General features: G+C 37.1%; 31 protein-coding genes and 2 pseudogenes. 25 read left to right on the top strand and 8 right to left on the bottom strand.

Annotated features, from left to right (window positions below):
• Positions 1 to 459 precede the first annotated feature (459 nt).
• From H9647_RS24990 to H9647_RS24980, 3 genes are all read right to left on the bottom strand, one after another.
• On the bottom strand, positions 460 to 1,350 hold the full coding sequence (locus H9647_RS24990) for an alpha/beta fold hydrolase (protein WP_191805083.1): 891 nt from the start codon (positions 1,348 to 1,350) through the stop codon (positions 460 to 462).
• An 18-nt stretch (positions 1,351 to 1,368) separates the two neighbouring features.
• Positions 1,369 to 1,707 carry a DUF1330 domain-containing protein gene (locus tag H9647_RS24985; RefSeq protein WP_225229572.1) on the bottom strand — a complete coding sequence of 113 codons (339 nt, stop codon included), beginning with the start codon at positions 1,705 to 1,707 and terminating at the stop codon, positions 1,369 to 1,371.
• Between the two features lie 170 nt (positions 1,708 to 1,877).
• On the bottom strand, positions 1,878 to 2,489 hold the full coding sequence (locus H9647_RS24980) for a DUF2239 family protein (protein WP_191805079.1): 612 nt from the start codon (positions 2,487 to 2,489) through the stop codon (positions 1,878 to 1,880).
• A 378-nt stretch (positions 2,490 to 2,867) separates the two neighbouring features.
• On the opposite strand from H9647_RS24980, the gene H9647_RS24975 reads away from it, so the two are divergent.
• Positions 2,868 to 3,371 (top strand): hypothetical protein, encoded by a 504-nt coding sequence (locus H9647_RS24975; protein ID WP_191805077.1) that lies wholly within the window; start codon positions 2,868 to 2,870, stop codon positions 3,369 to 3,371.
• A gap of 275 nt (positions 3,372 to 3,646) precedes the next feature.
• Here the strand turns inward: H9647_RS24975 and H9647_RS24970 are convergent, their stop codons facing one another.
• Positions 3,647 to 4,528 carry a phosphotransferase family protein gene (locus H9647_RS24970; protein ID WP_191805075.1) on the bottom strand — a complete coding sequence of 294 codons (882 nt, stop codon included), beginning with the start codon at positions 4,526 to 4,528 and terminating at the stop codon, positions 3,647 to 3,649.
• Between the two features lie 74 nt (positions 4,529 to 4,602).
• Between H9647_RS24970 and H9647_RS24965 the strand changes: the two are divergent.
• Positions 4,603 to 4,984, top strand: a pseudogene (locus H9647_RS24965) (N-acetyltransferase family protein).
• A gap of 21 nt (positions 4,985 to 5,005) precedes the next feature.
• On the opposite strand, the gene H9647_RS24960 reads toward H9647_RS24965, so the two are convergent.
• Entirely contained in the window at positions 5,006 to 5,707 is a 702-nt protein-coding gene (locus tag H9647_RS24960) for a class I SAM-dependent methyltransferase (RefSeq protein ID WP_191805074.1), read from the bottom strand.
• Positions 5,708 to 5,929: 222 nt separating this feature from the next.
• Here H9647_RS24960 and H9647_RS24955 point away from each other — a divergent pair, with 222 nt between their 5' ends.
• The 5 genes and pseudogenes from H9647_RS24955 (at position 5,930) to H9647_RS24935 (ending at position 9,502) form a co-directional block, all read left to right on the top strand.
• Positions 5,930 to 6,598: a hypothetical protein gene (locus H9647_RS24955; protein WP_191805072.1), complete on the top strand. Its 669-nt coding sequence runs from the start codon at positions 5,930 to 5,932 to the stop codon at positions 6,596 to 6,598.
• A 197-nt stretch (positions 6,599 to 6,795) separates the two neighbouring features.
• A complete protein-coding gene (locus tag H9647_RS24950; RefSeq protein ID WP_191805070.1) occupies positions 6,796 to 7,527 on the top strand; it encodes a DUF4304 domain-containing protein in 732 nt (243 codons plus the stop codon).
• An 82-nt stretch (positions 7,528 to 7,609) separates the two neighbouring features.
• Positions 7,610 to 7,870: pseudogene (locus H9647_RS25915) on the top strand (CPCC family cysteine-rich protein); the annotation flags it as partial.
• A gap of 661 nt (positions 7,871 to 8,531) precedes the next feature.
• Positions 8,532 to 8,924: an Imm44 family immunity protein gene (locus tag H9647_RS24940; RefSeq protein ID WP_191805066.1), complete on the top strand. Its 393-nt coding sequence runs from the start codon at positions 8,532 to 8,534 to the stop codon at positions 8,922 to 8,924.
• A gap of 407 nt (positions 8,925 to 9,331) precedes the next feature.
• A complete protein-coding gene (locus H9647_RS24935; RefSeq protein WP_191805064.1) occupies positions 9,332 to 9,502 on the top strand; it encodes a hypothetical protein in 171 nt (56 codons plus the stop codon).
• A 564-nt stretch (positions 9,503 to 10,066) separates the two neighbouring features.
• On the opposite strand, the gene H9647_RS24930 is transcribed toward H9647_RS24935, so the two are convergent.
• The gene (locus H9647_RS24930; RefSeq protein ID WP_191805062.1) at positions 10,067 to 10,267 is read right to left on the bottom strand and encodes a hypothetical protein; all 201 of its coding nucleotides are present in this window, start codon (positions 10,265 to 10,267) and stop codon (positions 10,067 to 10,069) included.
• A 160-nt stretch (positions 10,268 to 10,427) separates the two neighbouring features.
• Here H9647_RS24930 and H9647_RS24925 point away from each other — a divergent pair, with 160 nt between their 5' ends.
• The gene (locus H9647_RS24925) at positions 10,428 to 11,081 is read left to right on the top strand and encodes a stalk domain-containing protein (protein WP_191805060.1); all 654 of its coding nucleotides are present in this window, start codon (positions 10,428 to 10,430) and stop codon (positions 11,079 to 11,081) included.
• 273 nt (positions 11,082 to 11,354) lie between these two features.
• Positions 11,355 to 11,624 (top strand): excalibur calcium-binding domain-containing protein, encoded by a 270-nt coding sequence (locus tag H9647_RS24920; RefSeq protein WP_191805088.1) that lies wholly within the window; start codon positions 11,355 to 11,357, stop codon positions 11,622 to 11,624.
• Between the two features lie 904 nt (positions 11,625 to 12,528).
• Here the strand turns inward: H9647_RS24920 and H9647_RS24915 are convergent.
• On the bottom strand, positions 12,529 to 13,407 hold the full coding sequence (locus H9647_RS24915) for a hypothetical protein (RefSeq protein ID WP_191805058.1): 879 nt from the start codon (positions 13,405 to 13,407) through the stop codon (positions 12,529 to 12,531).
• 801 nt (positions 13,408 to 14,208) lie between these two features.
• Between H9647_RS24915 and H9647_RS24910 the strand changes: the two genes are divergently transcribed.
• The 4 genes from H9647_RS24910 (at position 14,209) to H9647_RS24895 (ending at position 16,954) form a co-directional block, all read left to right on the top strand.
• Positions 14,209 to 14,439 carry a hypothetical protein gene (locus H9647_RS24910; protein WP_191805056.1) on the top strand — a complete coding sequence of 77 codons (231 nt, stop codon included), beginning with the start codon at positions 14,209 to 14,211 and terminating at the stop codon, positions 14,437 to 14,439.
• A gap of 384 nt (positions 14,440 to 14,823) precedes the next feature.
• Entirely contained in the window at positions 14,824 to 16,140 is a 1,317-nt protein-coding gene (locus H9647_RS24905; protein ID WP_191805054.1) for an MBL fold metallo-hydrolase, read from the top strand.
• A 16-nt stretch (positions 16,141 to 16,156) separates the two neighbouring features.
• Positions 16,157 to 16,369, top strand: coding sequence for a DUF3006 domain-containing protein (locus tag H9647_RS24900; RefSeq protein WP_191805052.1), 213 nt, complete (start codon positions 16,157 to 16,159; stop codon positions 16,367 to 16,369).
• Positions 16,370 to 16,606: 237 nt separating this feature from the next.
• On the top strand, positions 16,607 to 16,954 hold the full coding sequence (locus H9647_RS24895) for a hypothetical protein (protein ID WP_191805050.1): 348 nt from the start codon (positions 16,607 to 16,609) through the stop codon (positions 16,952 to 16,954).
• Positions 16,955 to 17,469: 515 nt separating this feature from the next.
• On the opposite strand, the gene H9647_RS24890 is transcribed toward H9647_RS24895, so the two are convergent.
• Positions 17,470 to 18,126, bottom strand: a complete 657-nt coding sequence (locus H9647_RS24890) for a hypothetical protein (RefSeq protein WP_191805048.1) — start codon at positions 18,124 to 18,126, stop codon at positions 17,470 to 17,472.
• 109 nt (positions 18,127 to 18,235) lie between these two features.
• Here H9647_RS24890 and H9647_RS24885 point away from each other — a divergent pair, with 109 nt between their 5' ends.
• The 12 genes from H9647_RS24885 to H9647_RS24830 all read left to right on the top strand — a co-directional run bounded on the left by H9647_RS24885 (position 18,236) and on the right by H9647_RS24830 (position 25,434).
• On the top strand, positions 18,236 to 18,493 hold the full coding sequence (locus H9647_RS24885) for a toxin C-terminal domain-containing protein (protein ID WP_191805047.1): 258 nt from the start codon (positions 18,236 to 18,238) through the stop codon (positions 18,491 to 18,493).
• Positions 18,486 to 19,001, top strand: a complete 516-nt coding sequence (locus H9647_RS24880) for a hypothetical protein (RefSeq protein WP_191805045.1) — start codon at positions 18,486 to 18,488, stop codon at positions 18,999 to 19,001. The genes H9647_RS24885 and H9647_RS24880 overlap by 8 nt, the downstream gene beginning before the upstream one ends.
• 887 nt (positions 19,002 to 19,888) lie before the next feature.
• Positions 19,889 to 20,344, top strand: a complete 456-nt coding sequence (locus H9647_RS24875; RefSeq protein WP_225229570.1) for a JAB domain-containing protein — start codon at positions 19,889 to 19,891, stop codon at positions 20,342 to 20,344.
• Positions 20,345 to 20,519: 175 nt separating this feature from the next.
• Positions 20,520 to 20,732 (top strand): AbrB/MazE/SpoVT family DNA-binding domain-containing protein, encoded by a 213-nt coding sequence (locus H9647_RS24870; protein ID WP_191805043.1) that lies wholly within the window; start codon positions 20,520 to 20,522, stop codon positions 20,730 to 20,732.
• Positions 20,733 to 21,028: 296 nt separating this feature from the next.
• Positions 21,029 to 21,214: a hypothetical protein gene (locus tag H9647_RS24865; protein ID WP_191805041.1), complete on the top strand. Its 186-nt coding sequence runs from the start codon at positions 21,029 to 21,031 to the stop codon at positions 21,212 to 21,214.
• A 164-nt stretch (positions 21,215 to 21,378) separates the two neighbouring features.
• Positions 21,379 to 21,753: a hypothetical protein gene (locus H9647_RS24860; protein ID WP_191805039.1), complete on the top strand. Its 375-nt coding sequence runs from the start codon at positions 21,379 to 21,381 to the stop codon at positions 21,751 to 21,753.
• Entirely contained in the window at positions 21,750 to 21,926 is a 177-nt protein-coding gene (locus H9647_RS24855; RefSeq protein WP_191805038.1) for a hypothetical protein, read from the top strand. The genes H9647_RS24860 and H9647_RS24855 overlap by 4 nt, the downstream gene beginning before the upstream one ends.
• A gap of 606 nt (positions 21,927 to 22,532) precedes the next feature.
• Positions 22,533 to 22,742 carry a hypothetical protein gene (locus tag H9647_RS24850; protein WP_191805036.1) on the top strand — a complete coding sequence of 70 codons (210 nt, stop codon included), beginning with the start codon at positions 22,533 to 22,535 and terminating at the stop codon, positions 22,740 to 22,742.
• Positions 22,699 to 23,787: a zeta toxin family protein gene (locus H9647_RS24845; protein ID WP_225229569.1), complete on the top strand. Its 1,089-nt coding sequence runs from the start codon at positions 22,699 to 22,701 to the stop codon at positions 23,785 to 23,787. The genes H9647_RS24850 and H9647_RS24845 overlap by 44 nt, the downstream gene beginning before the upstream one ends.
• A 386-nt stretch (positions 23,788 to 24,173) precedes the next feature.
• Complete coding sequence (locus H9647_RS24840; protein WP_191805034.1) at positions 24,174 to 24,395, top strand: stalk domain-containing protein; 222 nt, start codon at positions 24,174 to 24,176, stop codon at positions 24,393 to 24,395.
• A 261-nt stretch (positions 24,396 to 24,656) separates the two neighbouring features.
• A complete protein-coding gene (locus tag H9647_RS24835; RefSeq protein WP_160037124.1) occupies positions 24,657 to 24,890 on the top strand; it encodes a hypothetical protein in 234 nt (77 codons plus the stop codon).
• A gap of 184 nt (positions 24,891 to 25,074) precedes the next feature.
• The gene (locus tag H9647_RS24830) at positions 25,075 to 25,434 is read left to right on the top strand and encodes a hypothetical protein (RefSeq protein WP_160037123.1); all 360 of its coding nucleotides are present in this window, start codon (positions 25,075 to 25,077) and stop codon (positions 25,432 to 25,434) included.
• The last annotated feature ends 86 nt before the right edge of the window (positions 25,435 to 25,520 follow it).

Here is a 25,520-nt window from a genome sequence, read left to right as displayed (position 1 = left end):
TCACAATCTTTTCTTTTAGTTAATTTCTATAGGAGCCGAATGATTGATTTTATTAGAGATAACTCATTAAGCTAACGGAAAAACGATAGTTCAAGAAGAACAAGTAAGCAATCGATCAACAGATTGGTTGCTTGTTCTTTAAGTTATTGGGCAGGTTAGTTTAACAAAAATCACTTGAATAATTCGATTCTGAATCTGTCCATCTTCTGTTTGAAAAATCTCCACAGAAAAAGCGCCGGCTCACGATGTTATCGTGAAATCGGCGCTTTTTTAATCGATACCAAATATACGTTCAGATGGAGTCTCTATTAGGAAGCCTCATTAATTGATGATATGGATCTGTTTTAACAACTGTTCCAATGGTACCGCTGGATTACACTGATCAACCCTCCGTCCCTGGGCCTACTCAGCCCTATTGGACGCCGCAGGATCCGGCTGTTTACTATTCAGGAAGCACTGTCAATTGCGACGAGCCGTTCGCTCTATGCCATCAGCGATTACTTTGTACAATTGGTGCGGAATGTCGTGTCCCATACCGTCCACCAACATTAGCTCGGCCCCAGGGATGGCAGTAGCCGTGTCTTCGCCACACGCCGGTAGAATCAGGGGATCGTCTACCCCATGAATTACAAGTACTGGTACTTTTATGGTCGCAAGCCGCGGACGACGGTCACCGGCGACAGCCATAGCAGCAATTTGTCGTCCGACACTGCCTGGATCGTAGTCTCGCTGGATTTCCTCCAGAATGAGCGCCCGATAAGAATCCTCTTCAAACGGATAACCGGTGCCGGCGATGCGTTTGGCAAAAGAGAGTTTTTGCGCCAAAAATCCTGCTTCATCCTCAAATGGGTTCGGCGCCGGTTTAGTCATCATCGCCATAATTTCTGGGGAAGTTTGCGGAAGAGCAGGATTACCGGTGCTGGACATAATGGATGTGAGTGATAAAACCCGTTCAGGATACTCACTGGCTATAATCTGGGCGATCATTCCGCCCATCGACCTGCCAACGAAATGTGCTCGGTCAATTGATAGGGCGTCGAGCAGTCCAATAGCGTCTTTGGACATATCATAGAGAGTGTAAGGGATGTCTGGTCGCTGTCCCGACATGAGAGCAGTCGCCAGTGCGTTGAAATCCAGTGTCGGATAATGGCTAAAGTGTGTCGAGCAACCTACGTCGCGATTGTCAAAGCGGATTACACGAAAGCCCTTCGCTGCTAATATCCGACAAAACGAATCCGACCATCGGATCATCTGGGTTCCAAGCCCGGCGATAAGGATAATAGCCTCGTCATTTTCGTTACCGAAACTGTCATAGGCCAAATCGATGTTGTTGACTTTCAGAATGTTCATAATAATGTTCTTCTCCTTTTATTTTATTGTCGGAAGTTCTGTCATAGGTAGAAGGCGTGAATCTTCGATCGCTGCAGTGCGATGCCCTATACCGGCCATGTACTCTTGATGACTTGGAAAAGCAAGAAACGACTGCGCGCTGCTCTGACGGATAATCATGACAAGGTCCCATCTTTCATCTTCGGGCCCGATAAGAAACTCTCCGCCATCGCCAAGAAACATAATTTCACCTCCGCTTTCACGGAGAAATGGGAGGGTGTGATCAATATAGCGGTTGAAAGCTTCGGCACCGCTGATTGGGACCTCCGGTGTTAGTTCAGGATTGGCTGTATAATCGGCAACATCACGAAAACGCATCAGGTTCAACATAACGATGCTGCCCTCAATGCCTCGCTGTATAAACCTCTTGCCAGCGTGTTGTGATGGTTCGATATAGCGAATAGCTTTAAACTCTGTCATAGCGAAGCTCCTTTCGTGGTTTTCTCTTTATTCCAAATTAAATTCTATATGTCTACAGATGCTTTCTTTTATAAGTCCCCTTCAGGGAATGAATTAGAGGCTAATTTTTTGATATGGTTTCTGATATCAGGTGTCCAGTCATCGATGAAGTGGTAAAAACGATCCAAATCACCAGCATACAGTGCACGCAGAGCTTCTTCATATTGATGGAAGTTCCCAGCCATAGCTGTCATAAAGTTATATGTTGCTTCTTGTGCCTCTCGTATCTTACTCTGTTTTCCTCCAGCACGGCGAGCCTCACCAACGAGTTTTCGTAATGTTACCGATGCTCCTCCAGGTTGACTCTTTAACCATTCCCAATCCTGTGGCAATAACGTAACCTCACCGGATACAACCCCCAGCTTAGGTCGACCGACCCGCCGTGTAGGTTGATGATTCATTTCGGTACCTGACAAGTCACCGAACGGTTCTCCTAATCGTAAGAGCACGTCATTTGTCTCCCCACGAAAATCAACATCTATTTGTTTCCCCGTGGTATCGTCAAATATAAGCAGCTGTGCGAGGTCTCCCTCATCCAATGCATCCTTCACTGTAGAAACAACGTGCCGTAACGTACCGCTGGCGACGATTCTCACACCCAGAAATGCTGTACAGTATACATTCGTTTGACTATCTCTCATTTTGTACATCCTCCTTTGAATACCTTAATAATTTTACCCGGATAAAATAAGAAGTCAATATTACCCGGGTAAAATATGATTTATTATTTGTTATGGAGGGGTTAAGTGCAAAAGACACGGTCTAAGAGACACCCCGCTGAGGGCTAGTGTTTGCTTTATGTTGTACATGCAGTGATTTTGTCACAAAACTGAACGTTAGTTGTGCAACTAAAAAAACGACTGTCGCAGCTACCACAATTTAACTAACTGTAAAACGTTAGTTGAAAACAGCAGGGAGCAGCTTGCTAGTTGGTAGCTGCTCCCTTTTAGTTATGCAAACCGGCAGGATAACGCAACTTCCCAGCTATAGAAACGTTAATATAATATCGAGGTGATTAAATGAAAGCTATAAGTAAGTTGCTGTTCCTATGTATGATACCTCTTTTATTGTCTGGTTGCTTACAAAACGCGGAAAGTAATCAACCGACCAATAATTTGGATCTAAGTCCTCCAGTTGAAATTTCAATTGAAGAGGCGGTAGCTGAGATCCCGTTTGATATCAAACAACCGTCAGTCCCTTTCCAAGTTACTCAAAAATCAGCAAGGATTTTAGATGCCAATGGTAAATTTGATGCAGTAGAAATCACGTATGCAAATACCGATGAAGAATTGAACCTGATTATTATGATTACAAACTCAAAGGCTGATACGCGTCCGAATGGGAAAAAAGATCTTAAATTAGAGAACGGTTCGCAAACATGGGACCAAGGAAACGAACATGTAAGTGCCATCTATTGGAGAAATGAGGGTTTAACTTACTCTCTTATTTCAGGAAAAAATAACAATCTTGAACCGTTATACGATTACCAAACATTAATTGAAATAGCAAATACAATAAAATGATTTTGTTAAACTAAATCATTACGGTAACGGTAAAACAGTAGCTGAGAAGGTAGAGAAAGAATAAATAAAGGAGCCATCGAATGATAGCTCCTTTATTTATTAATACACCGTCAATAATATTGTATTGCACTTTTGAAGACTAACAGAAACCTCCACTCTTCGCTTTACCACTACTTGTGATATGGTTCACCGCGCTGTCTGTAACGGCAAGTTTTAGGCTATCCCTTTCGGGGATGGCCTTTCTAAAGCATCTAATGAACATCAAACACCTGAACTCAATAACCCACCGAATTCCTTAAAGTAAGAATGTTTTCCTGAAGGAATGCTTGATTTTTTTCTATTCCTCTATTTTTACACCAAACAACTGCACAGAAAGCATCGTAAAAATCATAAAAGGGTAGCACTTTTTCCAAATCCATTATAGGTCGAATCGATTGATAACCTTCAATGAACGGCATCTTTGTTCTTGGATTGACTTCCCAAATATATCGATTGACTTTTGTGAAATCTATTTCCGACGATCCGCCACGGGCACTCTCGAAATCAATAATGCCAGCAACCTCGTTACCATTGACCAATATATTACCTGGTCTAAAATCCATGTGAACAATGCATGGTCCGTCAGGGTCCGGCAAAGCAGAGAAAACTACATCAAAGTGAAGAATACATCTTTCATACAATTCGGAGTCGAGAATCTCTTTGCATGGCTCTTTCCACTCTTCAAAATTACTTTTGATATATAATCTCCAATTATTTTGATCAAGTAACTTAAAACCATTAGTTACATGGTAACCATACCCAGGAGTTTTAACCTCATGTAACATAGCAAGATACACGCCAATTTGAAAAGAAAGTTTCTCATCAATGTCTCCAGTACAAGGCATACCTTGAATTGCTGAAAGAAGCAATGCACCAGTAGTGCTTTCATCCCCGTACCAAATGTCCATTACCTTAGGAACAGGTATTACACCATGTAATGTCTCAAGCATCTGGAATTCACGAAATAGTTTATCCTTGTTAAATGGAATTTTTACAAAAACATTTTCTCCGGTGGCAAGAGTAAGTTTGTATACATCAGAACTAAATGATTCTGGAACATCTTCAACATTCAAGACGTTCAACTTTAGCTTTTCTATAACTTTTAGAATGGAACTCATATGTTACCTCCTTTTTTGGAGCGGTTCTTCCGATTTGTCTCTCTGAAAACCGAACCTAAACCACAATTGACTGAATAAAGTATCAATACATTGTAGATTTTTATAAGAGACCAAAACCATCAATTGCAAAAGTACATAATTTAATTGAAACGCTACTAGAAAAGAATGAAGATATACAATTCATCGCTGAAAAAGAAGGTGAATTTCTCGGATTTGCAACATTGTATTTTAGTTTTAGTACAACAAAAGCAGATAAGATTACTATAATGAACGATTTATTTGTTTTAGAGAAAGCAAGAGGTACAGAGGTGGCCGAACAACTCTTTAAGTTCTGTGAAACATTTACCAAAGAAAACGGATATGCACATATGTCATGGGTAACTGCATCTGATAATAAACGAGCTCAACGGTTTAATGGGTGGCTCTCTTGGAAACTGGTTGAACTATTCAATATAATCCTAATTCAACTTGACCAGCTTAATCATGTTTGTCAATTTTCCTGCCGTACAAGACAACAAAATTATAATACTTATATAAATAGTCTACATCCGAAAAACCAATCTCTTTCAACCATCCTATCTGACTTTCTAAATTTGCCATTTTATCAAGTTTAGTTCGTTCATACGCAGAAGCAATCTCTTCTCTTGATAGTTCACTGGACTCTACTTTTCTTTTCCAATCGTTTTTATATAATGAATCGAGAAACATTGTGTTACCAAGAATTTGGTCGGCATTTATGAACACCCCACCTTCCTGCAAACTCTGAAAAGTGTTTTTGTATAGCACCTTTTTTTCTTCATCTAGAAGATGATGTATAGAAAGGGCGGACACAATAACATCGAACTTATTCTCATAAACAAAATTTGAATAATCATCGACAATGTATTTTACATTATCCATACCATCAAATCTCGATTTAGCTACTTCTAACATCTTTTCAGAAATATCAATCAAAGTGAGGTTTGCTTTCGGATATTTTTTTAGCATCAAAGATGACAATAATCCCGTACCAGCACCTAGATCTAAAATATTTGGGGTGTCGTTTCCTGTCTCAGCAATTGAAACTGCTATACCATAAAAATCATCAAAACAGGGGATAAGATTCCTACGTTGCTCGTCATACGCATTCGCGACTTGATTAAACTTTAGAACAACATCATTAATTTTGCTGTTACCCACTGCACACACCTCCAATTAATTCCATTACAATACAAATAATATATCAATTCATCTCATTAAAATAATATATAATATCTATACTTCTAATAGGATTTTCCTATAACGATATATTATCGCATGATTAACTAATCAGCAGAATAGTTGTACAACTCAAATGATAAAACAGTTTACAAATCCAATTCAAAATGGTTACAATACTTGAAAATCGTAGGGGGCATAAGTGTGAAAAGAATTGGGTGCTTTCATGCACATTATTCAAATATTGAACACGTTGAAAAAGCTCTGAATATTTTTGATGTAGAATTAATTCATTTTGTAGATCCAGGTCTTGACCGAATAAAAATGGATGCTGATTTCACAAAAGAAATTATTGAAAAGAAAGTTATTGAGACACTTGATTGGATAACAAATTGCCATGTAGATGCTATCTTAATTACATGTACTTTTTTCACTTCAATATTTAAAGAAGAATTTCATTATTATCCGATTCCTATAATAAAAATTGACGAGCCATTGTTCGAAGATATCTGTAAAATGAATCAGCCAATAATAGTTACTTTTACGAATCCGAACACTGTTGATGGAACGATGAATCAATTATTATCCTACTCCAGAATGAAGGGTAAAGAGATTGAAGTTAAGTCTTCCCTTTTGGAGAATACCTTTGATTTAATCATGCAAGGGAAAAAAAATGAGTACATAGAATCTGTCTCAAATGGATTGATAAATATTATTGAGGAAAATCCAAAGAAAAGCGTGGTTGTTGCCCAGCTTTCTATGGTACCAGCCGCACAGTTAACCGAGAAGCAAACAGATATTCCCGTTAGGAACCATCTAGAGTCTCTGTCTAGATATATGAAGGAAGTTTTAGCCCTCGTACCAAAAACTTAGATTGTTAAACTAACTGTAAAACGTTAGTTGAACACAGAAGGGAGTAGCTAGCCAGTTGGCAGCTGCTCCCTTTTTGTTATGCAAACGGCAGGATAGCGTGGAGTGCCTGTTATATTTGAGCAATTGAAGAAAATCATATATCAATTCCTTTCAAGGTTAATTTGATGATAAAATGTTTTTTTGAAATATTGTAATTTATGTATCCAACACTTTGCATTAATGTTTCAGGAAAGGAAGTTGTTATATTATCAATGATTGATACAAAAAAATTTAAGCAATTGTTAAAAGAAACATTCACACGAGAACTAAGAAAACACGGATTCCAAGGCACAGCTGGTAGGTATAGAACCAAACCTAATAATCATTTAATCTATACTGTTAATATTCAGGGTGATAAATATGGTGGGTGTTGTTGTGTTGAACTTGGAGTATACATTGACTTCATCCCAAACACTTTGGGTGTTCACGTCCCTCTCAATAAAGTTTCTCCGTATGATTGTGAATTTCGGTGGAGACTATCAGACCTTAAAAATGAAGACTTATGGTGGAGTTATGGCGAGACGGAAAGCGAAGCTCTAGAGAACATCGGACATATGACAGAAATCTTTTTAGAATACGGTTTGCAATACTTTGAGGAATTCAATAATTTCCCTGAATGTCTCACCAATATTAGTATAAAGGATATAGAACAATGGAATAAAAATGTAAAGCGGTTGGGTAATAAGTATACAAGAGAGAGACTAGCATTAGTGCTTTCTAAAATACATCTGCATATGAACAATAATGAGCAGGCTATTTCTTTTGCAACATGGGCAATTAATCGGATTGGAAAAAAACATGTTGGAAGGGGATTGATTTCTGAGTTTAATGAGATCATTAACAAAGCAACTGCCCAAAGAGGTTGCCATGGTGAGATTATAGATAATTGAACTAACGAGAAAACGATAGTGGAGGGGCTTGAACATAGAAGTTCCTTTTTTCCATGTTAAATCTCATAAGAGGAGTGATTTCATGACCAAATATACTTGTCCATGTTGTGGGTATAAAACTCTTGATGAAGAACCACCTGGAACATATGAGACTTGCGATGTTTGTAATTGGCAAGAGGATGCTGTAATGAATGAAAACCCAGATTATTGGGGCGGTGCGAATGCAGTATGTTTGAGGCAAGCACAAAGAAACTTTATGAAATTTGCGGCTAAGGAAAAGAAATCTTTAGACAACGTAGTTCCAAGAAACGATTACGAACAAGACCCTTCATGGAAACCAGTGTGGGAAAATGAAGTAAACCTAGATGAAGCGAAACTTGCGGAAATACAAATCGACGGTAATGTCATAGATAAAAGGTTTCAGGAGTCAATTAATATTAATGACTTTTTAGACGCATATACTGAGTTTCTTGAAGCAAAGGGATGGGGCTTTGGTGGTGAAATTAAGCAAAGAAGTACCCAGATTGAAAAACCAAAACGTTGATTTGATAAATGCAATGATAGAACGGAAGTTATTCAACTAACTGTAAAACGTTAGTTGAACGACAATAGCGGCAGACTAAGACCTCATTTATCGAGTCTTGGTCTGCCGCTGCTTCTTTTAATGGATCATTCTAAAATTATCATTGACCACTTGTGGTTTTAATTGATTGAAACTAAAATTGTTTTCTACCAATTCTAAAACGCTCTATTTCAACAGCAGAGAAAAAATTATCCTCTCCATATAATATATTGCTTCCAATCTCTTATACGCTATGCATATGCAAGAGGAACTAAAAGGTATATGCAAAAACGCTACCGTGAGAATAATTATACAATGGTCATTATGGCTACGGACAAAGAAACAGATACATCAATGGCAACTGAAAAAATTATGAGAAAAATAATAATGGGGAAAGACCGAAGCTAAATAAAAGCGATTGGTAATAGGAAGGGATCATATTATGGAATTTTACTTCACTGGAGAAATTATGGAGGATGTAGAAAAGGCCTATTCTGAGATCGAGAATATTGTTTTAAAAAAATTAAATACATCACTAAACTCACAGGATTACGGTCCTGGCTTAAAAATATTGGGGATAATTTTTATGATCGCAAGTGATGAGCTTGTTGAAGAGGGTCTTTTTAATGAAAAAATAACTTACTTGAAGAAAGATAAGGACTCTGATATTCGTCTGAGAATTGATCATGCGACTTTTAGGGAAGTTGATCTTGATTCTCAAATAAGGTTACTAGTCGATAATTTGATTAGAGCTGTTAGAGAAATAAAGAAGAAATTTAAAGAGGACTTCGATTCTGAAAGGTTAGCAAAGGATATTGATCGTTTGTTTAACTAAGCTATAATTAATTATGAAATAAAGACAGGTTAAACCACGAGTGGATTTATTTTATGAATGGATTTTCTTTTATAAATTCTAAAAGCTGCTCTTTCAATCAAAATTTTCACAAATCACTGTAGTCCAACTTAGGTTTAATTAGAAAAAGTAAGCAACCGATCAACAGACCGGTTGCCTATTCCTGCACCCTAAACGGAGGGCACCGCGAATTACTTTTTCTTTAATTCCTCTCTAGTGTAGGCATCAGAAATTATCAATTTGCTTATGTGTTCACGCTAGCTTCCTAATCTTCTCTTCTTATTTGATAATTTCATTCACTATAGTTAACTTTCCGTATTATAAATGGACTCCCAGCAGAAACTCCTGTACTATTACCTTTTGATTCTAATTGAATGAGGATGATTTTTTTGGCAAGTGCAGCAGTAGTTTTTGCATCAATTCTTTTACCTATTTTTCTTTATATGTCTTTTTACTTTTTGCTTGATGGGAAACAGCCACAAGCAAGAAGAATATTCATCTCCCTTAGTTTTAGTTTAACAATATGGTCGATGGCAATAATTATGATTGCAAAAAATTAGAAGGTCTATCGACCTTCTTTTTATATTAGGATCAAAGTTTATTTAGATATTTTTAGAGTAGTTGTGTAATTCCCCAGATGACCAAGATACTCAAAGATTGGCGTGTGACCATATTCTTTAACTACAAATACTTGTCCTGTTATAACATCCTTGTATGTATCTCTTATCTTGCACTGGCTGGCTTGGATCAAGTTCTAATATCTCATTCCTCCACTAAAGGAAAATTCTAGTTATTAACATTAAATAAAAATGCCATTATCCCTAAAAGTAAAGGGTCTAATCCAAATATTGATTGAACTAACGGTAAAACGTTAGTTCAAAATAGAGGGAGCAGTTTGCCAGTTGTGGCAGCTGCTCCCTGTTTCGTTACAGCAAAGTTTAGACCACATTTTTATTCTCATGTGGCTTTTGACGTTAAAAATGTGGCTTTTCAGGTTAGGATTGTGAGATATCAGAAATCTGGAAGCAGTCGTTTGTTGGACTAGCTAAGGAGAATATCTGGTTTCCGTCCAAGATATTAGTATCAAGTAGTAAGTATAGAGAAGTAAGTGCCTCAAATCTTAGTTATCCTTCGCATTTAAACTCGCAAACCCCGCGCATAAAATATTCGCCTTTCACCTTTATGCTATCCTCAGTAATCCTCTCGATCACACCTCTTCCATAGAGCTCCTTATTAAGGTATATAAAGATGGGTTTAGCGTCCATCTTCGCCGTGTACAACTGGTCATCGGCAGTCAGCGTCTTCATAGAATGTTTGTTTTGCAATATCATCATGCTCCTTTTGTGAAGTTTATGGGATTATTTAGATATAATAGTGCACTATCCCTGTTTAATTATTTTTACAGTTCTTGTTAATTATATCGTCTGATTAACCGATATTTTTAATAGATGTAAAAATAATACATAAAAGGAGACGGTAAGAAAGATGAAATTGAAAAGAGTAACTGTTTTGCTATCCGCATTCTTATTGCTCAGTAGTTCGGTGGCTTTCGCAGCCAACACGCAAACTGTCAAGGCGACGGTTTCGAATCTCAAGTACACGCTTAACGGGAAAAACTGGACCGCTAAAACCACTGCAAAGCCAGTTGTAATTAACGGCACGACATACTTGCCGATCGGTGTCGTTAAGGAAGCGACGAAAACGAACATTACCGTGGATTCGAAGACTGGCAAGATTAATATTGGGGAGAAGGGCGTAAAGACACCGTTCCAACAAGTAAGTTTTAATTATGATTACTTCAGTAATACAAGAAATAAGAGTTATACAAATATTGAGGGCAAAGAATACAAAGAAGTGCTGTATACAAAATTTTCTGCTTTTGCTCATGATTACTCAACACCGGATAAGAAATATCAAACTTTGCATCTAGATCTATTTGCACCAAAAGAAACGGTCGAAGTAACTGTGTTCGAAGATTTAATTGATGATAGAAGTTTAGGGAATATCTCTGTCGAACCGGGAAAGGTAACTTCATTAGAAGTTAACGTATCGGATGTTAAAAAGATTATGATTAGCCTCAAGAACTTCGATAACGGAGAACATGAATTTGTAATTTTGCCAACCTCATATTACAAATAAAATACATATAATTGAGATCGTTTCTGAGTATAGGGACTGGTTTAATAACGCGTAAAGTCGCTATTTTAGCGGCTTTTTTTAATTGTGATTTCAAAATCCATGGTATATCCAGTTAAGCGTGTAGAGATGAGTAAGGTTTGTAGGGTAGTTCAATCAGTACTCTCCGTTATAGTTTGTGTTAATTAATATCCAATACCAATATATTGAAGGAGAAGGATGATAGAGGTATAGTTAATTAGCATTATACTGTAGAGAGGAAGTGTTACTATTAATATCAAGAAGGTATTTGTGGCTGTTTTATCTCTTGGACTTATTATTGGACCAACGATAGGATCAACTGGCGTAGCAGAAGCAAAAGAGAAAGTAGTTACATATAAAAACTGCACAGAGTTGAATAAGGTATATAAAGGCGGCGTAGCTCGTTCATCATCAACCAAAAATAAAGGTGGAAAAACGAAATATAAACCTCATGTTTCTAAAGCTCTATATGAAGCCAATAAAAAAAGTGATAGGGACAAAGACGGTATAGCTTGTGAAAAATAAGTAGATTGATTAGTAATAGACTCTTCTCGTGTTGAAGGGTCTATTTTATATTGTGGGTTACTTTAAGAAGCGCTATAAAATTCTACTTTTGGACACTTATAAGCGGACATGTCAATTTTTAACTTACCTTTTATTGTGATTTATAGAATAATGACAGGTGCTTAGCATGAAGAAATTTGCGGCAATACGGAAGCTTATGAGTATCCTGTCCATCATAGTGAATACTACGTAAGTAACAGGTAAGGCTCGTGTGTATAGGTTAATCTTATCCTCTTACCTCGCTAGAAATCTCTTCATAACAAGTTCGAAGTCTACCCATCCTGTCTCTGGATCTACACATGCTATCTCACCATTTAAAACAATGTCCTTATTAAATGGATTCTCTAGGAGCTCTGGATACTGTCTTAGGCATTCTGTACGGTGTCTTATATATAACTTGGTTTGAATATATCAAGCGGTGACCGTCTATCTTTGGTTCAATGTCTGAAAACGGTGATTGTGCCGTTTTGGATGCTTTTGTAGTTTTATAGTGGTATTAATGTCTTTTCTATCTAATAAAAATCCGTTTAAGATACACCTCATGTAACTACGACTGAAAAAAGTTGATCAAGTAGATAAATTTCACTAATTAAGTAGATATAAATACACAAAAAAGCCACCAGATATAAAATGGTTTGATGGCTTTTTTTAAATTTGTTCAGTTCTTATTTTTTCGTTTTCGATCTAGAAATAGAAGTATAAAAAATACTACCACAGCAACTAACGAGAAGTAAAAATACTCGATCCAATTCACTTCATTTATTGTACCCATAAAAAGATGATAAAGAGCAACTACGAGTATGCCTACAATAATACAAGCTATAAGTTTCAAAAAATTAAAGCTAAGTTTTCTTTTCATTAACTATTATTTGTACCCGTCCAACCATACCTCACTTGTAATTGGACTTCCTTTCCTATGTTTTGTTCTCCCGCTATCAGAATAGAAGGTGTGAGTCGTTTTCTCAGCAACTTTCATTCTAAACATATTTGGATTTGGTGGAACGACAGTTTTATAATAAACTTTATCAGTATACCATATATCTGGAATTTTATCTTTAACAATTTCGGCAACTAATTCTGTAGTTGAACTAACAACAATTGCACCTGCAAGTCCCAAAGCAGAATAACCCACTAAACCAACTACAATGTTAGTTACGTAAGAAATAGTATATTTTGCAATTTTAGTATTATAGAAAAAATTACCATAATGGTTCCAAGCAGAAATTGGGAGACCAGATGGATTTCTAGTCTCTATGTCTTCGCTGAGGCTAGATTGCTCATTAATAAATTCAAATCCAGCTTGTTGAGGTGTATTATCAATAACTTCTTTTAATGGCTCTTCCCCATTTTGCGGAGTAATTGTAATTTCAGCTTTATATCTTGATACCATATCCATCTCAAAATTCACAAAAAGCTCATACTCACCTTTATCATTTTTCAAGTATATGTCGCTATTAAGTTTTTTGAAATCCGAAGAAGTTTTCTCAATAGCCTTCCATTCTCTTCCACTGCTAGTATATGTATATTCTATTTCAGAATCTCCATAATTACCTTTAACAAAAGATATATTTTCTTTTGGTGAATCAAGCAATTGTTCAATAGAACTAGAATCTAAACTTCTGAGATTAACAATACTAGCACTTTCTACTTGTGAGTTTACTGACCCATAAGCAAAAGATTGTCCAGCGACTGGAATGAGTAAGCTGGCCGCTAAAATTGTAGCTGTGACTTTTTTGTAGTTCATTCTGTTTCCTCCTGGTGTTTTCCTTTTTTTGCGTTATTAATGTTTCACATCCAAATTATTAATTATTATTATTAGTTTTGTAAACCTTTAAGTAGAATTTTAAGCAATTAGACCTAGTAAATGCATATATTCGACAAATTTTTCTTCGTTTTTCCACGTTAATTAAACACAAAAAAACATCATAGGCACTAACTAACTTCGATAGAATATATATAATATATTTACAATATATTCAATTTATTTATCGTTATAATGGTTACCAGTTGATTTCAATTCAGCTTAAAAATATATAGACCCTTTGCAGGATTCGAACCTGCCTATACCATGAAGGCCATAATAAAAGTGCAGTGATCTTACCAGCCGTTGTGACTTTCATTTGTAATCCCCCTAGAAGCCACTCAAAAGGCTGCTGATCAAGAGATAGAGCGAATCAACAGTGTATACAGTGCTCAGATCGAAGCTATACAGGCTCAACTGGAAGCAACTGATCAGGCGGAAAAGCAGAAGAGCCGGGAAGAGCTGGATGCAGATGATGCGAAAAAGATATTCAAGCTTATTGCGATGATCGAGTACGAACATGACGATCAGAATAAAGCTTAGTTAGGAAAAGAACTGAATGTAGTGATTGCTGATCAGAACGAGCGTCATAGACAAGAACAACTACATGCAGCACTGTTGATTTGTGATATAATGGTATAATATATAATTAATGTAATTATTTTGTATCCCCAACCTAAGGGCTTATATGAAAAGGATATGTTATGACTCTACTATTGATTTTTCGTATAGGAGGACATTCTTATGATAAAACAATTTGAGTTTGATTTTGAGGGAAGAAAGTTCTCAGGAAGGGGTTGGGCAGGAAGCAATGGGCTAATAGAAATAGATGAGAAAACGCTAGACTTGGATAGTGAAATATCAAAATTATCATGTAATTGTAATGATATAGAAGACTACGAAGATTTTATAGATCGGCTGTGTGAGGCTCTAAACCAAACTGTTCAAAGGAGAAGTCCACAAACATTTTCTTGATTTTTACGTGATAACAATGGATGATCGAATGGTAGAATATCCTCCTGACGACAAAAAATACGTCTACGACGAAGATGATTACGACGAAGATACAGAATCCACTGGATAGGCATGTACGACACATCTGGATATTATAACTACATATGAGCTAAAACAGGGGTGCACCTGAATCATAGGGTTCCTGCGAAAAATAAGTAGATTGATTAGTAATAGACTCTTCACGTGTTGAAGGGTCTATTTTACATTGTGGGTTACGTTAAGAAGCATTGCAAAATCTACTTTTGGACACTTATAAGCGGCCATGTCAATTTTTAACTTACCTTTTCTTGTGATTTATATAATAATGACAGGTGCAATAAGTTAATTTAAGTATGGGGGATTAGCATGAAGAAATTTGCGGCAATTTTTAGAAAGAATAGTTACTGTGTTTTATTAACGTGTTTAGTATTTCTTATCCTTAGTGGATGCGGATCAACAATAGCAACACCAGAGACACCAGTAGACAATAGCAGCACTACTGCACAGACTACAGATCCAGCAGTAAGTAAGGACGATAACAACTCTTCCATCATTACATCTTCAGATAAAGATTCATCAGAGGCTGAAACAACGAAAGATGAAACGACAAAAGATGAAGAAAAAAAAGAGGAAACAACTACACAAGCAGTCAAACCTTCTACAACCGCCCCTAAAGGTAAACTAACCGTACATTACATAGATGTAGGGCAAGGAGCATCTCAGCTTATACAGACACCAGGTGGTAAAACGATGCTGATCGATGGAGGGAATAATGATGATGAGCAGCGTATGGTTAGCTATCTGAAAAAACAAGGTGTAAAGAAAGTCGATGTTCTCATTGGAACGCATCCAGATGCGGACCATGTTGGAGGACTCGATGCAGTAGTAGATGCTTTTGATATCGGAAAGATCTACATGCCAAAAGTTTCTTCGAACACAAAAACATTTGAATCCTTACTTACTTCAATTCAAAATAAAGGTCTTAAAGTTACGACAGCGAAAGCAGGGGTAACGATCGACTTAGATGATCAGCTTGATGTTAAGATGGTTGCTCCCGTTAAAACGGTTGATGATAAAAATGAAATGAGCGCAGTCATTAAGCTTACTTTTAGCAAAAACTCGTTTCTATTCACGGGAGATGCGGAATCTGGAAGCGAAAGCGATATGATAAATAGCGGTGTGAATTTAAAATCAGATGTGATGCTTGTAGGCCATCATGGATCCAATTCATCGACCAGCCAGTCGTTCCTAAATGCGGTTAATCCTACGTATGCTGTCATTCAAGTAGGTGACAATAGTTATGGCCATCCGGTGGATAACATTTTAAAGAGACTTCACAATAAGAATGTGAAAATTTATCGTAATGATCTGCAGGGAACGATTGTCTTTACGTCCAATGGAACTACCATTAAGCCATCTGTTAGTGAATGGAAGTATACTGCAGCTGCGAAAGATAAAGAAACAAACAGTCAAAAATCAGATACTACATCAATTAAAAAGGAACCTGCAGCAATGACCAATAATAAAGAGACTGCAGTAACAAAGACGGAAACAAACACGAATGTTTATTATAAGAACTGTACGGAAGTAAGAGAAGCTGGGAAGGCACCGCTTTACGAAGGTGATCCGGGTTATAGCACGAAGCTAGATAGAGATAAAGACAGTATCGCTTGTGAAAGATAAGAAGGAGGTAGGTGCATTGAGGGGAATCGTTGATCGGTTTGAAGGTGACTTTGCGGTAATTGAAATTGATGGACAGACACATGATGTTTCGAAGTCCGCCGTTGATGCTTCTGTGAGTGTGGGGGATGTTGTTACTTTGGTAGAGGGTGTATGGAAGCCAGATCATACGGAAACAAAGGATCGTGAGAAGCAAATTAAGAAGCTTATGGATGATGTTTGGGAAGATTGATCGGTAATTTATTTCTACATGTATAGTTTGCTTATAGTAAAAATCCGATTTCGCTTTTAGAAGTCGGGTTTATTTTATTTATCTTACATGATTTCAACTTCTAGCAGCGCTGTTGATTAATGATATAATGGTATAATATATCATTAATGGAATTATTTCATAGTAGTGCCTAAGGGCTTGTATGAAAAGGATATGTTATGACTCTACTATTGATTTTTAGTATAGGAGGACATTCTTATGATAAAACAATTTGAGTTTGATTTTGAGGGAAGAAAGTTCTCAGGAAGGGGTTGGGCAGGAAGCAATGGGCTAATAGAAATAGATGAGAAAACGCTAGACTTGGATAGTGAAATATCAAAATTATCATGTAATTGTAAAGATATAGAAGACTACGAAGATTTTATAGATCGGCTGTGTGAGGCTCTTAATAAAACCAAACTGTTCAATAGAGAAGTCCACAAACATTTTCTTGATATTTACGTGATAACAATGGACGATCGAATGATAGAATATCCTCCTGACGATTACGAAGACTACGTCTACGACGAAGATGATTACGACGAAGATATGGAATCCACTGGATAGGCATGTACGGCACATCTGGATATTATAACTACATATGAGCTAAAACACGGGTGCACCTGAATGATGGGGGCACCTTTTTTTCTATTTGGGTTGCTTGGTTTAAACCAAGCTTGAATGAAAAAGAAGTTATCCGGATCCTGATGGGCTTTTAGCTTCTGCAGGGAGGGATAAATCCTGATCAAGTTGAGGTAATTATACGAAGAAAAGAAGACTTAAAGGAAGAGATAAGACATTAGGGCTGATGCTACCAGCTCTAAGGCGACCATGATGTGCTGATGCTACCAGCTCTAATGTGGCCAAAAACCGCCACATAAAAGCTGATACGCACCGCTGTCGGGTTACTTCAGTCGATAACCAGAACACCTAAACCGGGAAAATCGTTCCGACCAAGGCGCTCTTTGTTCCTGACTGTCGCTTAACACCACGCCACGGAGCAAACACCTTTAAAAGGAGCTATTGGGGCGAGATTTCTGAATAGTTTAAAGTTCAAACTGCTGGTGAATAAAAAAGATATTTTAGTTCTTTGTTTCAACTATTGATTCATTAAAAGATGCCATTAGTTTATGGAACCGAGGCAACCATACATTATATAGAGAGAATAATTCATGCATATTGCTATCTGAAATTATTATGCCTGTAGGATGGCCAGATTCATTACGTGTTTGTCTTATGATTTCTAAAACAGCGTAACTAGCACCAGGATTTTGAAGACCATGTTTTTCGAATGTTTTTTTGTTCGATGTTACATAATTATAAAAGTTCGTTAATCTCATATATGATGTTTTAGATTTTATGACTTTACTCTCATAATCCTTAACGGAATCTCCTGAATTTTTAAGATATGTATGGTATGAATCTGACAAGTTTTTCAGTAATTGCTCTGCCGCACAGCCTAACATGGTTGCTGCAGCTAAATTCATTCCTGCTTTAGCACTATTGCAAGCTTCAATTATGTAAGCACTCTCTATTGGATCTAAAAGTTCTCCAGCTAAAACTAGCAGACTAGAATAAGCTTGCTGACTGTTAACTTCTTTAACTTGATCGGGGGTTCCTTCTTTTTTTAATTTAGGAGTTATGAGTAGATCTTTGAATGCATAATCGGAATTAGCGAGTAACTTACTACAAATCTTTGATAAGCTGTTTTTGAAGGTTGTTATTTTTTTAAAGTTCACAATCGAACATTCAATTACTACAGTTATATCTTTGTTGAATGGGTCCCAAGAAGTATCATAGTAGCGTAAAGATATTTCAGCCGTCCATAATACAAAATGTTGGACACCTATGACAGGAAAAACACTTATAAAAGCAGCAAAGAGTCATGGTTATGAACCAACAAGTCTAATATCTAAGAATAATCAAAAAATATTCTATAATAAGAAGAAAAAAACATATATTAGTCAAGATGTCGGTAGTAATAATGGTATGGGACCGCATAAAAAAAACGGTGTTTGGAAGATGGCTAAATCCCCTGAAAAACTTAATAGTAAAACTACTAGAATGGGAACTTATGATGCAAATATGACAAGAATAGGTGATTAACTTGTACAGATATGAAATTACAAAATATAAACCAAATTTTCGCGATGAAGAATATGAAGACTGGACTGCAATTAGTGATATAGGTAATTCATATGAAGGACAAATATTAACAATTGAGAAATATAAGGAGGTTGAAGACAGTTATATTAAAGCTATCCACTTGGTTATGGAATATCTCGAACTACCATTCTTACTAATTAACAATGTTGTCAGAAGTTTTTCTTATGATACTTTTATGGAAATAAGAAAGGATTGTCGTGAACTCTATACGAAAGAAATCTTGGAAAGATACAGCAGTGCTAAAGATTTAGAGGAGTTAGATAAAGAAAAAGTGGATTCTTTCTGTAGACTGCAATTACGTGAAGATATTGGTGCTACGGTTTATTATCCTAGAAGAATGAAGGTCTATATAGGATATGATTTTCTAATGGGGATCCATACTTCCCAATCAATTGCTTCAATAATACCAAGTATCGAGCGGTTGGGGTTGTTTGTTGAGAAACACTAAGTATATTAAGACCTTGAGGATTTTTTCTTCAAGGTCTTTCTTATTAATGAATATAGTAGATTTTTATAACGAGCTATTTTGCATCCGGTTTTGGATAAAGAAAAGAGTTGAATCAACTGAGGGGTGATTTTAGATTGATTACATAGAAGATAAATGAAAAATTGCGGTCATATAGTAAAGAAAATGCAACGTTCCTACTTATAACAACTCAAGGTAATATCAATAATTGGAAGGTTGTCGAGTATGTAGTGATGAAATGGATGAAAAGAGTGGGGAAGTTACTATTTAGAGAAGGGGTTCGATTCTAGCTGCTGATGCTACCATCTCTAACGTGGCCAAAAACGCCACATAAGAGATGGTACGCACCGCTGTCGGGTTATTCCAGTCGAGAACGAGAGCGCCTAAGCCGGAAAAAACATCCCGTCCAAGGCGCTCTAAGTTCCTGCCTGTCATTTAACACCACGCCACGGAGCCAAAGTCAAAACAGAAGAAAATATAAAAGGAAAGAACCGGCAGCTGCCGGTTCTTTTTATTTTGCTGCGTTTTTACGCCTTTTGCCTTCCGCATGGTAACAGGATCAGAGCGACTAACCTTCCAGGACGCCGAGCCTCTGGCTACGCCCCTCCACCTTCTGGAAGCTAAGACGCTCAGCCATGGTATCAAGGGGCCTAAAACTTTTTTCTTCATCTTAAAGAGCAGCAGATGAAAAAACTTTTAGGCTGAGACCCTTGACCCCACGGCTATGATTCTGTTCCCAAGCTACGCGTCAAAAGGCGAAAAAACGCCCTTTTGGGGCCAGTCCCATGCGGATGGCAAAAGGGGCTAGTGGTAGCCAATCTTGTGAAGCGCTAGAGATACATTATCTAATTTGAACGGAGGAAATACTTATGAATAAAGCATCTGTTTATAGAATCCAATTAATGAAGGTGGGTAAAGTTCCAATAGAAATAGGAAAAGTGACGAGTGTTGAAGATGCACAGCAAGTATGTAGATCCTATTTGCTCCATGAATATGGGGGATGTTTTCCAGACCGTGAAGTATTCGGGGCGGTTTGGCTCAATACAAAAAATTTAATATCTGGTCTTGAAATTGTCTCTATTGGATCACTTAATGCAACTATTGCGCATCCAAGAGAATTATTCAAAAGTGGTATCATTCATAATGCTTCATCGCTTATTGTCTTTCATAATCATCCTTCAGGTGATACAACACCATCTACGGAAGATATAAATGTGACTAAGAGACTTCAAGAAGCAGGAGACATTCTCGGGATTGAACTTCTTGATCACCTTATCCTCGGAGAAACCAACTGGTACAGCATGAAGCAAGCGGGAAGATTTTAAGCCTCTCTCCGTATCAGTAGAAGCGGCTGCGGCTTGCAGCCGCAGCTGGGGAAAATAAAATTATAAAGGAATAAGTTACAAGTGATTATTATATTTGGGTTATTCTCAAGTTATTTTATAGTATAATTAATAGAAATAATATTTCTATTAATTATACTAATTGGGGGGGATAAAGATGTTACATGTGCGAGCGGTTTCAGGGAATGGTGTGGTAACTATTCCAAAAGAAATTAGAGATGAAATGAATATCAAATCTGGGGATCAGGTAGCTTTTATTAAGCTGGATACGGGACAATATATTTTAACTAAACCTGATTCCCTTAAAAGCACTATTATGGTTGATCCTAAGTTAGAATACTTAATGAATGAGAAGAAAAAAGAAAATTAAGCACAAAAAAACCGTGATGCTTTTTGAAAAGAGAATAGCGAAATACCGGATTTTTATAACAGGTTGCAATGTAGCAAAGATCAAACCAAAAAATGTGTGGGTTTTTATTTTTTTAAAAGAATATATTACTTGGACGCCGGACACCTATTGATCATGGCGCTCTAGGTAGCAGGGAAGGTATAGCTTTGGAGCTTATATAATATCATTAAAATTTTGATACCAAAAACGAAGTTTAGTAGACATAATTAGGAGACGGACTATAGTATAAGCCTGTCTTTTTATTTTATACAGAAGAAATGTTTACTTTTCAATTGGTTCCGGATAAAGAGGAACAGCTAACTGTTGGTTTTGCGAACGATATTGAAAGGGAAGACAGCTATAGCTGGGTTTATGACTATAAAGGAAAGTGGATGATGCTAACTTATCATATAGCTACTAAAAAGGTCGCAGTTTCTGAATCCATAACTCGTCAGGTTTCCTGATGAGTTATGCACCATATGGCAAGAACCGGATTTACCGGTTCTACTGATTTTATAGCTTGGATTCCTTCCTTCGGAAGTTGTTGAAAAAATAGAGGAATCTCTATTTTAAAATTGTTTTTATGATATGCTTCAACCATAAACTAGTAAGGTAGTATAAGGACCATATGACTAAGATAAAAGATAATCCTACACCGAAAGGGATTATGGAGAATAAATTGAAAGATTTACAGACTACTATTGAAGAAATGGATGAAAAAAGAGGTAGCCTTTTTATTCGGTGGCTAGATCAACGGAATAGATATCTCCAGCGAGAGCTTACATTTGATCCTGCAAAATTAAAAAGGTATAGAAGAGGAGAAGTGGTCCATATACACTTAGGGTTTAATACGGGATCTGAGCATGGAGGGCCGCATTGGGCGGTTGTGCTAGACGATAATAGAAGATCTAGCCCTACAGCTGTAATTTTGCCTCTTGGTTCACTTAGCAAGGGGAAACCAAGTACGGTATCCCGAATTAGATTAGAGCAGTCAGCAAATTGAGAATTATTAAACCCAAATCTACTCAGGAAGTTGCCTATACTCTAACGAATGATCAGCTGAACTCCATTGATCTTAAGATTTTCGAACTACTATTAAAGAATTCAAAGGCAATATATCCGCACCTTGCTTCGATCATGGAAGCGGCTGGAGGTTCCGAGAGTAATTCGAATTAGGGACATAGAAGTTGACTTTTCTGTTTAAAGTCCCTATAATGTTAATTGTTGGTCCATATGGACGCAACCTTGAAGATTTAAAACAGAGCCCTTAGCGGCATTTAAAGAAGATAATTGATGCTTTACCTCAAAGAGAAAGCCACTCCTTATGGAGTGGCTTTCGTCGTTCTATGGGAAAAATTATTTTCGTATTATGTATCTTCAGATCTTTAAATTAAAAGCCATTCCATTATCATGGGATGGCTTATTTGTTTTTTGTTGAATAAGGCGGATCATATGGGTACCTTTTTCAAAAGCCTACAGACTATATAAAGCTAAACTGGCCCTAAAGGAAAGTTCGCTTAAGCGAGCTTACTGAATGAATGGTTGACACCGCTGCGGGCGGTGCCTTCTGATTATATGGTGGCCGCTTTTCGAGGCCGATCGATGTTTATTCATTGATGATTCTTCTCAAAAGATCGAAAACCAGAAAGACAATGCCGATTCTCCTTTTCCGGTTTAATCGGCTATTCATTAGTAAATCTAAGGTTTTATGGTATAATAGAAGTACATACGTTCCTATAAAAGGATGTACTATCATGCTGTTAGTTGAAGGGAGAGATAGAGATGGCAGGACACAATTTTACACCTGAAGAATGGAATGAGTTAGGGAAAAAAGCTGCAGAAATAGCTCAACAAGAAGCACGTGATCTTGGTCTTCCGTTTAGTTATATGATTGGCGACAAACTGATTTGGGAGTATCCAGACGGACGTAAAACGGAGGTGTGCTTTAATGGAGATGGAACGTTTACAGAGACTCCTTACTCCGGAGAATAGCCCTACAATGACAGTATTTGCAGGTACGAATGGTGCCGGCAAATCACACTTGACGCAGATTCTTGATCACAAAAACAAAGGTATAGAAACAATAGATGCGGATGCTATTGCGCGAGATATGAAGATTTCGAACATAGCAGCTGGTAGGGAAGCAGTGAAGAAGGTAAGAGATTGTATTTCAAGTGGTCGAGACTTTTCAATTGAGACGACTCTGGGTGGTCAAAACGTGTTAAGGCAAATGGAGATGGCCAAGGCTGCGGGTTTTCAAGTGGATCTATATTATGTAGGTTTGAAAAGTGTAGATGTACACTTATCACGTGTCATGCATCGTGTGGCTAAAGGTGGCCATAACATACCTGAAGAGGATATTCGCCGGCGATATGTAACTTCTCAGCAGAACTTACCTAAAGCGATGCGTTTAGCGGATCGTTCGTTTATATTTGATAATACTCAAGTTTATCAGTTACAAGCAGAAATTAACCGAGGAAAGACTATTTATCAGGCTCCGCCAAATGAAATGGAATCCTGGGCGAAGTCAATATTAAAAGAGTGGACAAACATGTTAGGTGATGTGAAGAAAGATCTTGAAACAGATCGAGATCTGTTATCTAGAGAGCTTCAGCATCGCCGCCAGGAACTTAACTCTGCCGAGCAACCTTTACATAACCTTAAGAAATTAGAAAAATTAGAAAATCAGCTTGTAAGCTTGAATAAGACAATAGAGACAAAGCAACCTAAAAATTTAAAGGAGAAATTCACTCATCCTCATAAGAAGGAGCTTACAATTCTTGAGATGAAAAGACAGGTTCTAAATGATGAGATTTTAGAGTTGAAGGCTAAATCTCCATCTCCAAATGAAGTCCAAGGTATCCAACAAAATGTTTCTTCTTTATCTTCTCTAGTTCAAGTCTTAGATCGGGCTGTTAAGGAATCAACTAAGCAGATTACCAGTATTCACAATGATATTCTTAAAAGAGATCTGCATAACACCTTTAGACATACAAATCAGCAGCAAATGGTACAACAAACGGGGCTTGAACTTTAATTGAATAGGATTATTCAAGATCTTCTTTTGAGAAGGTCTTTTTTTGTTTTTGAAGGACAAGGTATAACGGGCTAATGCTAGAGGCTCTAATGCGGCTGAAAACGCCACACAAGAGCCTCTAGCACCGCTGTCGGGTTACACCAGCCGATAACCAGAGCTGCCTAAGCCGGTAGAAACATTCCCGGCTAAAGCACTCTAGGTTCCTGTCTGTAGCTTCACACCACGCCACGGAGCCAAAAACTTTTATAGATTTTGTTAACTATCCTATATAAATAACGGATATTTTTAAATGATGGTAAATTAATGAATTAATGAATTAATGAATTAATGAAGGTAGAAACAAGATGAAGTTGAAAAAAGCAACTATTTTGCTATCCGTGTTTTTATTGTTTGGTAGCTCAGTAGCTTTCGCGGCCAACACACAGACGGTTAAGGCGACGATTTCAAATCTCAAGTACACACTTAACGGGAAAAATTGGGCCGCTAAAACCACTGCAAAGCCAGTTGTAATTAACGGTACGACATACTTGCCAATCGGTGTAGTAAAGGAAGCGACTAAAACGAATATTACCGTGGATTCGAAGACTGGCAAGATTAATATTGGGTAGGATAAACACTGCTGTTATTGGCGGACAAAAACCTTGTACCATTAAAGTCGCTACTTAGCGGCTTTTTTTATTTTGAGGGATCAAGTTCTTATTATGAGACATATACCTAATTTATTTAGTTAGCTTATTAAGCTAACCGGCAGAATAGATTAATAGTAGGAAAAGTTTATTCACTAAATATTATGGAACTTTATTCCATTGAAGGCGTATAAATCAAGATAGATTAAGGAGATCTTAAATAATTTCGAGGAGGATTTTATAATGAGAAGAGGTTTAAAGTGGACTTTATGGAGCACCTCTACATTCGTAATTTCAGGTATAGTTCTAAACTTCTATTTAAACTATTTTACAATTGGATATGCCATGATAGGGGTACTCCTGCTTTTAATTTCAGGATGGGGATATCTTGTTCAAGCAAAGAATGATGTAAATATGGTTATGGACCAAAAGGAGAGAGGATCATACCAAGGAATCATTGAGCAATATACGCGATAGTAGACAACTTAACTAATGGAAGCGATATAACCAGAGTTTTGTCGTAAGACAAGACGGTTGCCGTTATTAAGATGAATAAGGCAAAAAAATGCGGTATATGTCTCGCATACATACTGATCTATAGAGGTTAGTACGTAATTTAAAACCAAAAGCTAATTAAACCAACCATAAAAAGGTGATGCTTATGTGGGTACATCCCTCGAATACTCAAATCAAAATGCTGAAGAAGAAGTTTAACAAGCTTTATACGCAACTATTACCAATTATAAATACATGGGATCCAATTGGTCTCGTTGGTGGTGGAGCACCTGATGATGAATATGACTGCATAACAGTTCAGTTAATTACTTTATTAGAACAAGGGAAAAGTCAAAATGATATTTATGAATTTGTTATTCATGAACTCGATGATCATTTTAGCATGGGAATTGACTCTATACCTAATGATTACAGGGAACAGTTTATAAAAAAACACAAAGAATTCAGCTCCGATTTAATCGATTGGTACATATCTTACAAAGGAAATACAGGCGAAATTGATTAAGCTAATTGTAAAACGTTAGTTGAAAACAGCAGGGAGCAGTTTGCCAGTTGGCAGCTGCTCCCTTTTAGTCATGCAAACCGGCAGGT

Origin of the sequence: Paenibacillus gallinarum, assembly GCF_014836635.1 — a bacterium.
Classification (GTDB): Bacteria; Bacillota; Bacilli; order Paenibacillales; family Paenibacillaceae; genus Paenibacillus; species Paenibacillus gallinarum.
Note: the sequence above shows the minus strand (reverse complement) of the source record. Positions and strands in the feature narration are given on the sequence as shown.

Coding starts and splice junctions, on each gene's coding strand:
- H9647_RS24835 (WP_160037124.1), top strand. CDS start 24,657: ATGAGAAGAGGTTTAAAGTGGACTTTATGGAGCACCTCTACATTCGTA.
- H9647_RS24885 (WP_191805047.1), top strand. CDS start 18,236: ATGACAGGAAAAACACTTATAAAAGCAGCAAAGAGTCATGGTTATGAA.
- H9647_RS24990 (WP_191805083.1), bottom strand. CDS start 1,350: ATGAACATTCTGAAAGTCAACAACATCGATTTGGCCTATGACAGTTTC.
- H9647_RS24870 (WP_191805043.1), top strand. CDS start 20,520: ATGTTACATGTGCGAGCGGTTTCAGGGAATGGTGTGGTAACTATTCCA.
- H9647_RS24830 (WP_160037123.1), top strand. CDS start 25,075: ATGTGGGTACATCCCTCGAATACTCAAATCAAAATGCTGAAGAAGAAG.
- H9647_RS24985 (WP_225229572.1), bottom strand. CDS start 1,707: ATGCGTTTTCGTGATGTTGCCGATTATACAGCCAATCCTGAACTAACA.
- H9647_RS24910 (WP_191805056.1), top strand. CDS start 14,209: ATGATAAAACAATTTGAGTTTGATTTTGAGGGAAGAAAGTTCTCAGGA.
- H9647_RS24950 (WP_191805070.1), top strand. CDS start 6,796: ATGTATCCAACACTTTGCATTAATGTTTCAGGAAAGGAAGTTGTTATA.
- H9647_RS24975 (WP_191805077.1), top strand. CDS start 2,868: ATGAAAGCTATAAGTAAGTTGCTGTTCCTATGTATGATACCTCTTTTA.
- H9647_RS24970 (WP_191805075.1), bottom strand. CDS start 4,528: ATGAGTTCCATTCTAAAAGTTATAGAAAAGCTAAAGTTGAACGTCTTG.
- H9647_RS24980 (WP_191805079.1), bottom strand. CDS start 2,489: ATGAGAGATAGTCAAACGAATGTATACTGTACAGCATTTCTGGGTGTG.
- H9647_RS24850 (WP_191805036.1), top strand. CDS start 22,533: ATGGCAGGACACAATTTTACACCTGAAGAATGGAATGAGTTAGGGAAA.
- H9647_RS24915 (WP_191805058.1), bottom strand. CDS start 13,407: ATGAACTACAAAAAAGTCACAGCTACAATTTTAGCGGCCAGCTTACTC.
- H9647_RS24865 (WP_191805041.1), top strand. CDS start 21,029: ATGTTTACTTTTCAATTGGTTCCGGATAAAGAGGAACAGCTAACTGTT.
- H9647_RS24875 (WP_225229570.1), top strand. CDS start 19,889: ATGAATAAAGCATCTGTTTATAGAATCCAATTAATGAAGGTGGGTAAA.
- H9647_RS24895 (WP_191805050.1), top strand. CDS start 16,607: ATGATAAAACAATTTGAGTTTGATTTTGAGGGAAGAAAGTTCTCAGGA.
- H9647_RS24860 (WP_191805039.1), top strand. CDS start 21,379: ATGACTAAGATAAAAGATAATCCTACACCGAAAGGGATTATGGAGAAT.
- H9647_RS24925 (WP_191805060.1), top strand. CDS start 10,428: ATGAAATTGAAAAGAGTAACTGTTTTGCTATCCGCATTCTTATTGCTC.
- H9647_RS24845 (WP_225229569.1), top strand. CDS start 22,699: ATGGAGATGGAACGTTTACAGAGACTCCTTACTCCGGAGAATAGCCCT.
- H9647_RS24905 (WP_191805054.1), top strand. CDS start 14,824: ATGAAGAAATTTGCGGCAATTTTTAGAAAGAATAGTTACTGTGTTTTA.
- H9647_RS24940 (WP_191805066.1), top strand. CDS start 8,532: ATGGAATTTTACTTCACTGGAGAAATTATGGAGGATGTAGAAAAGGCC.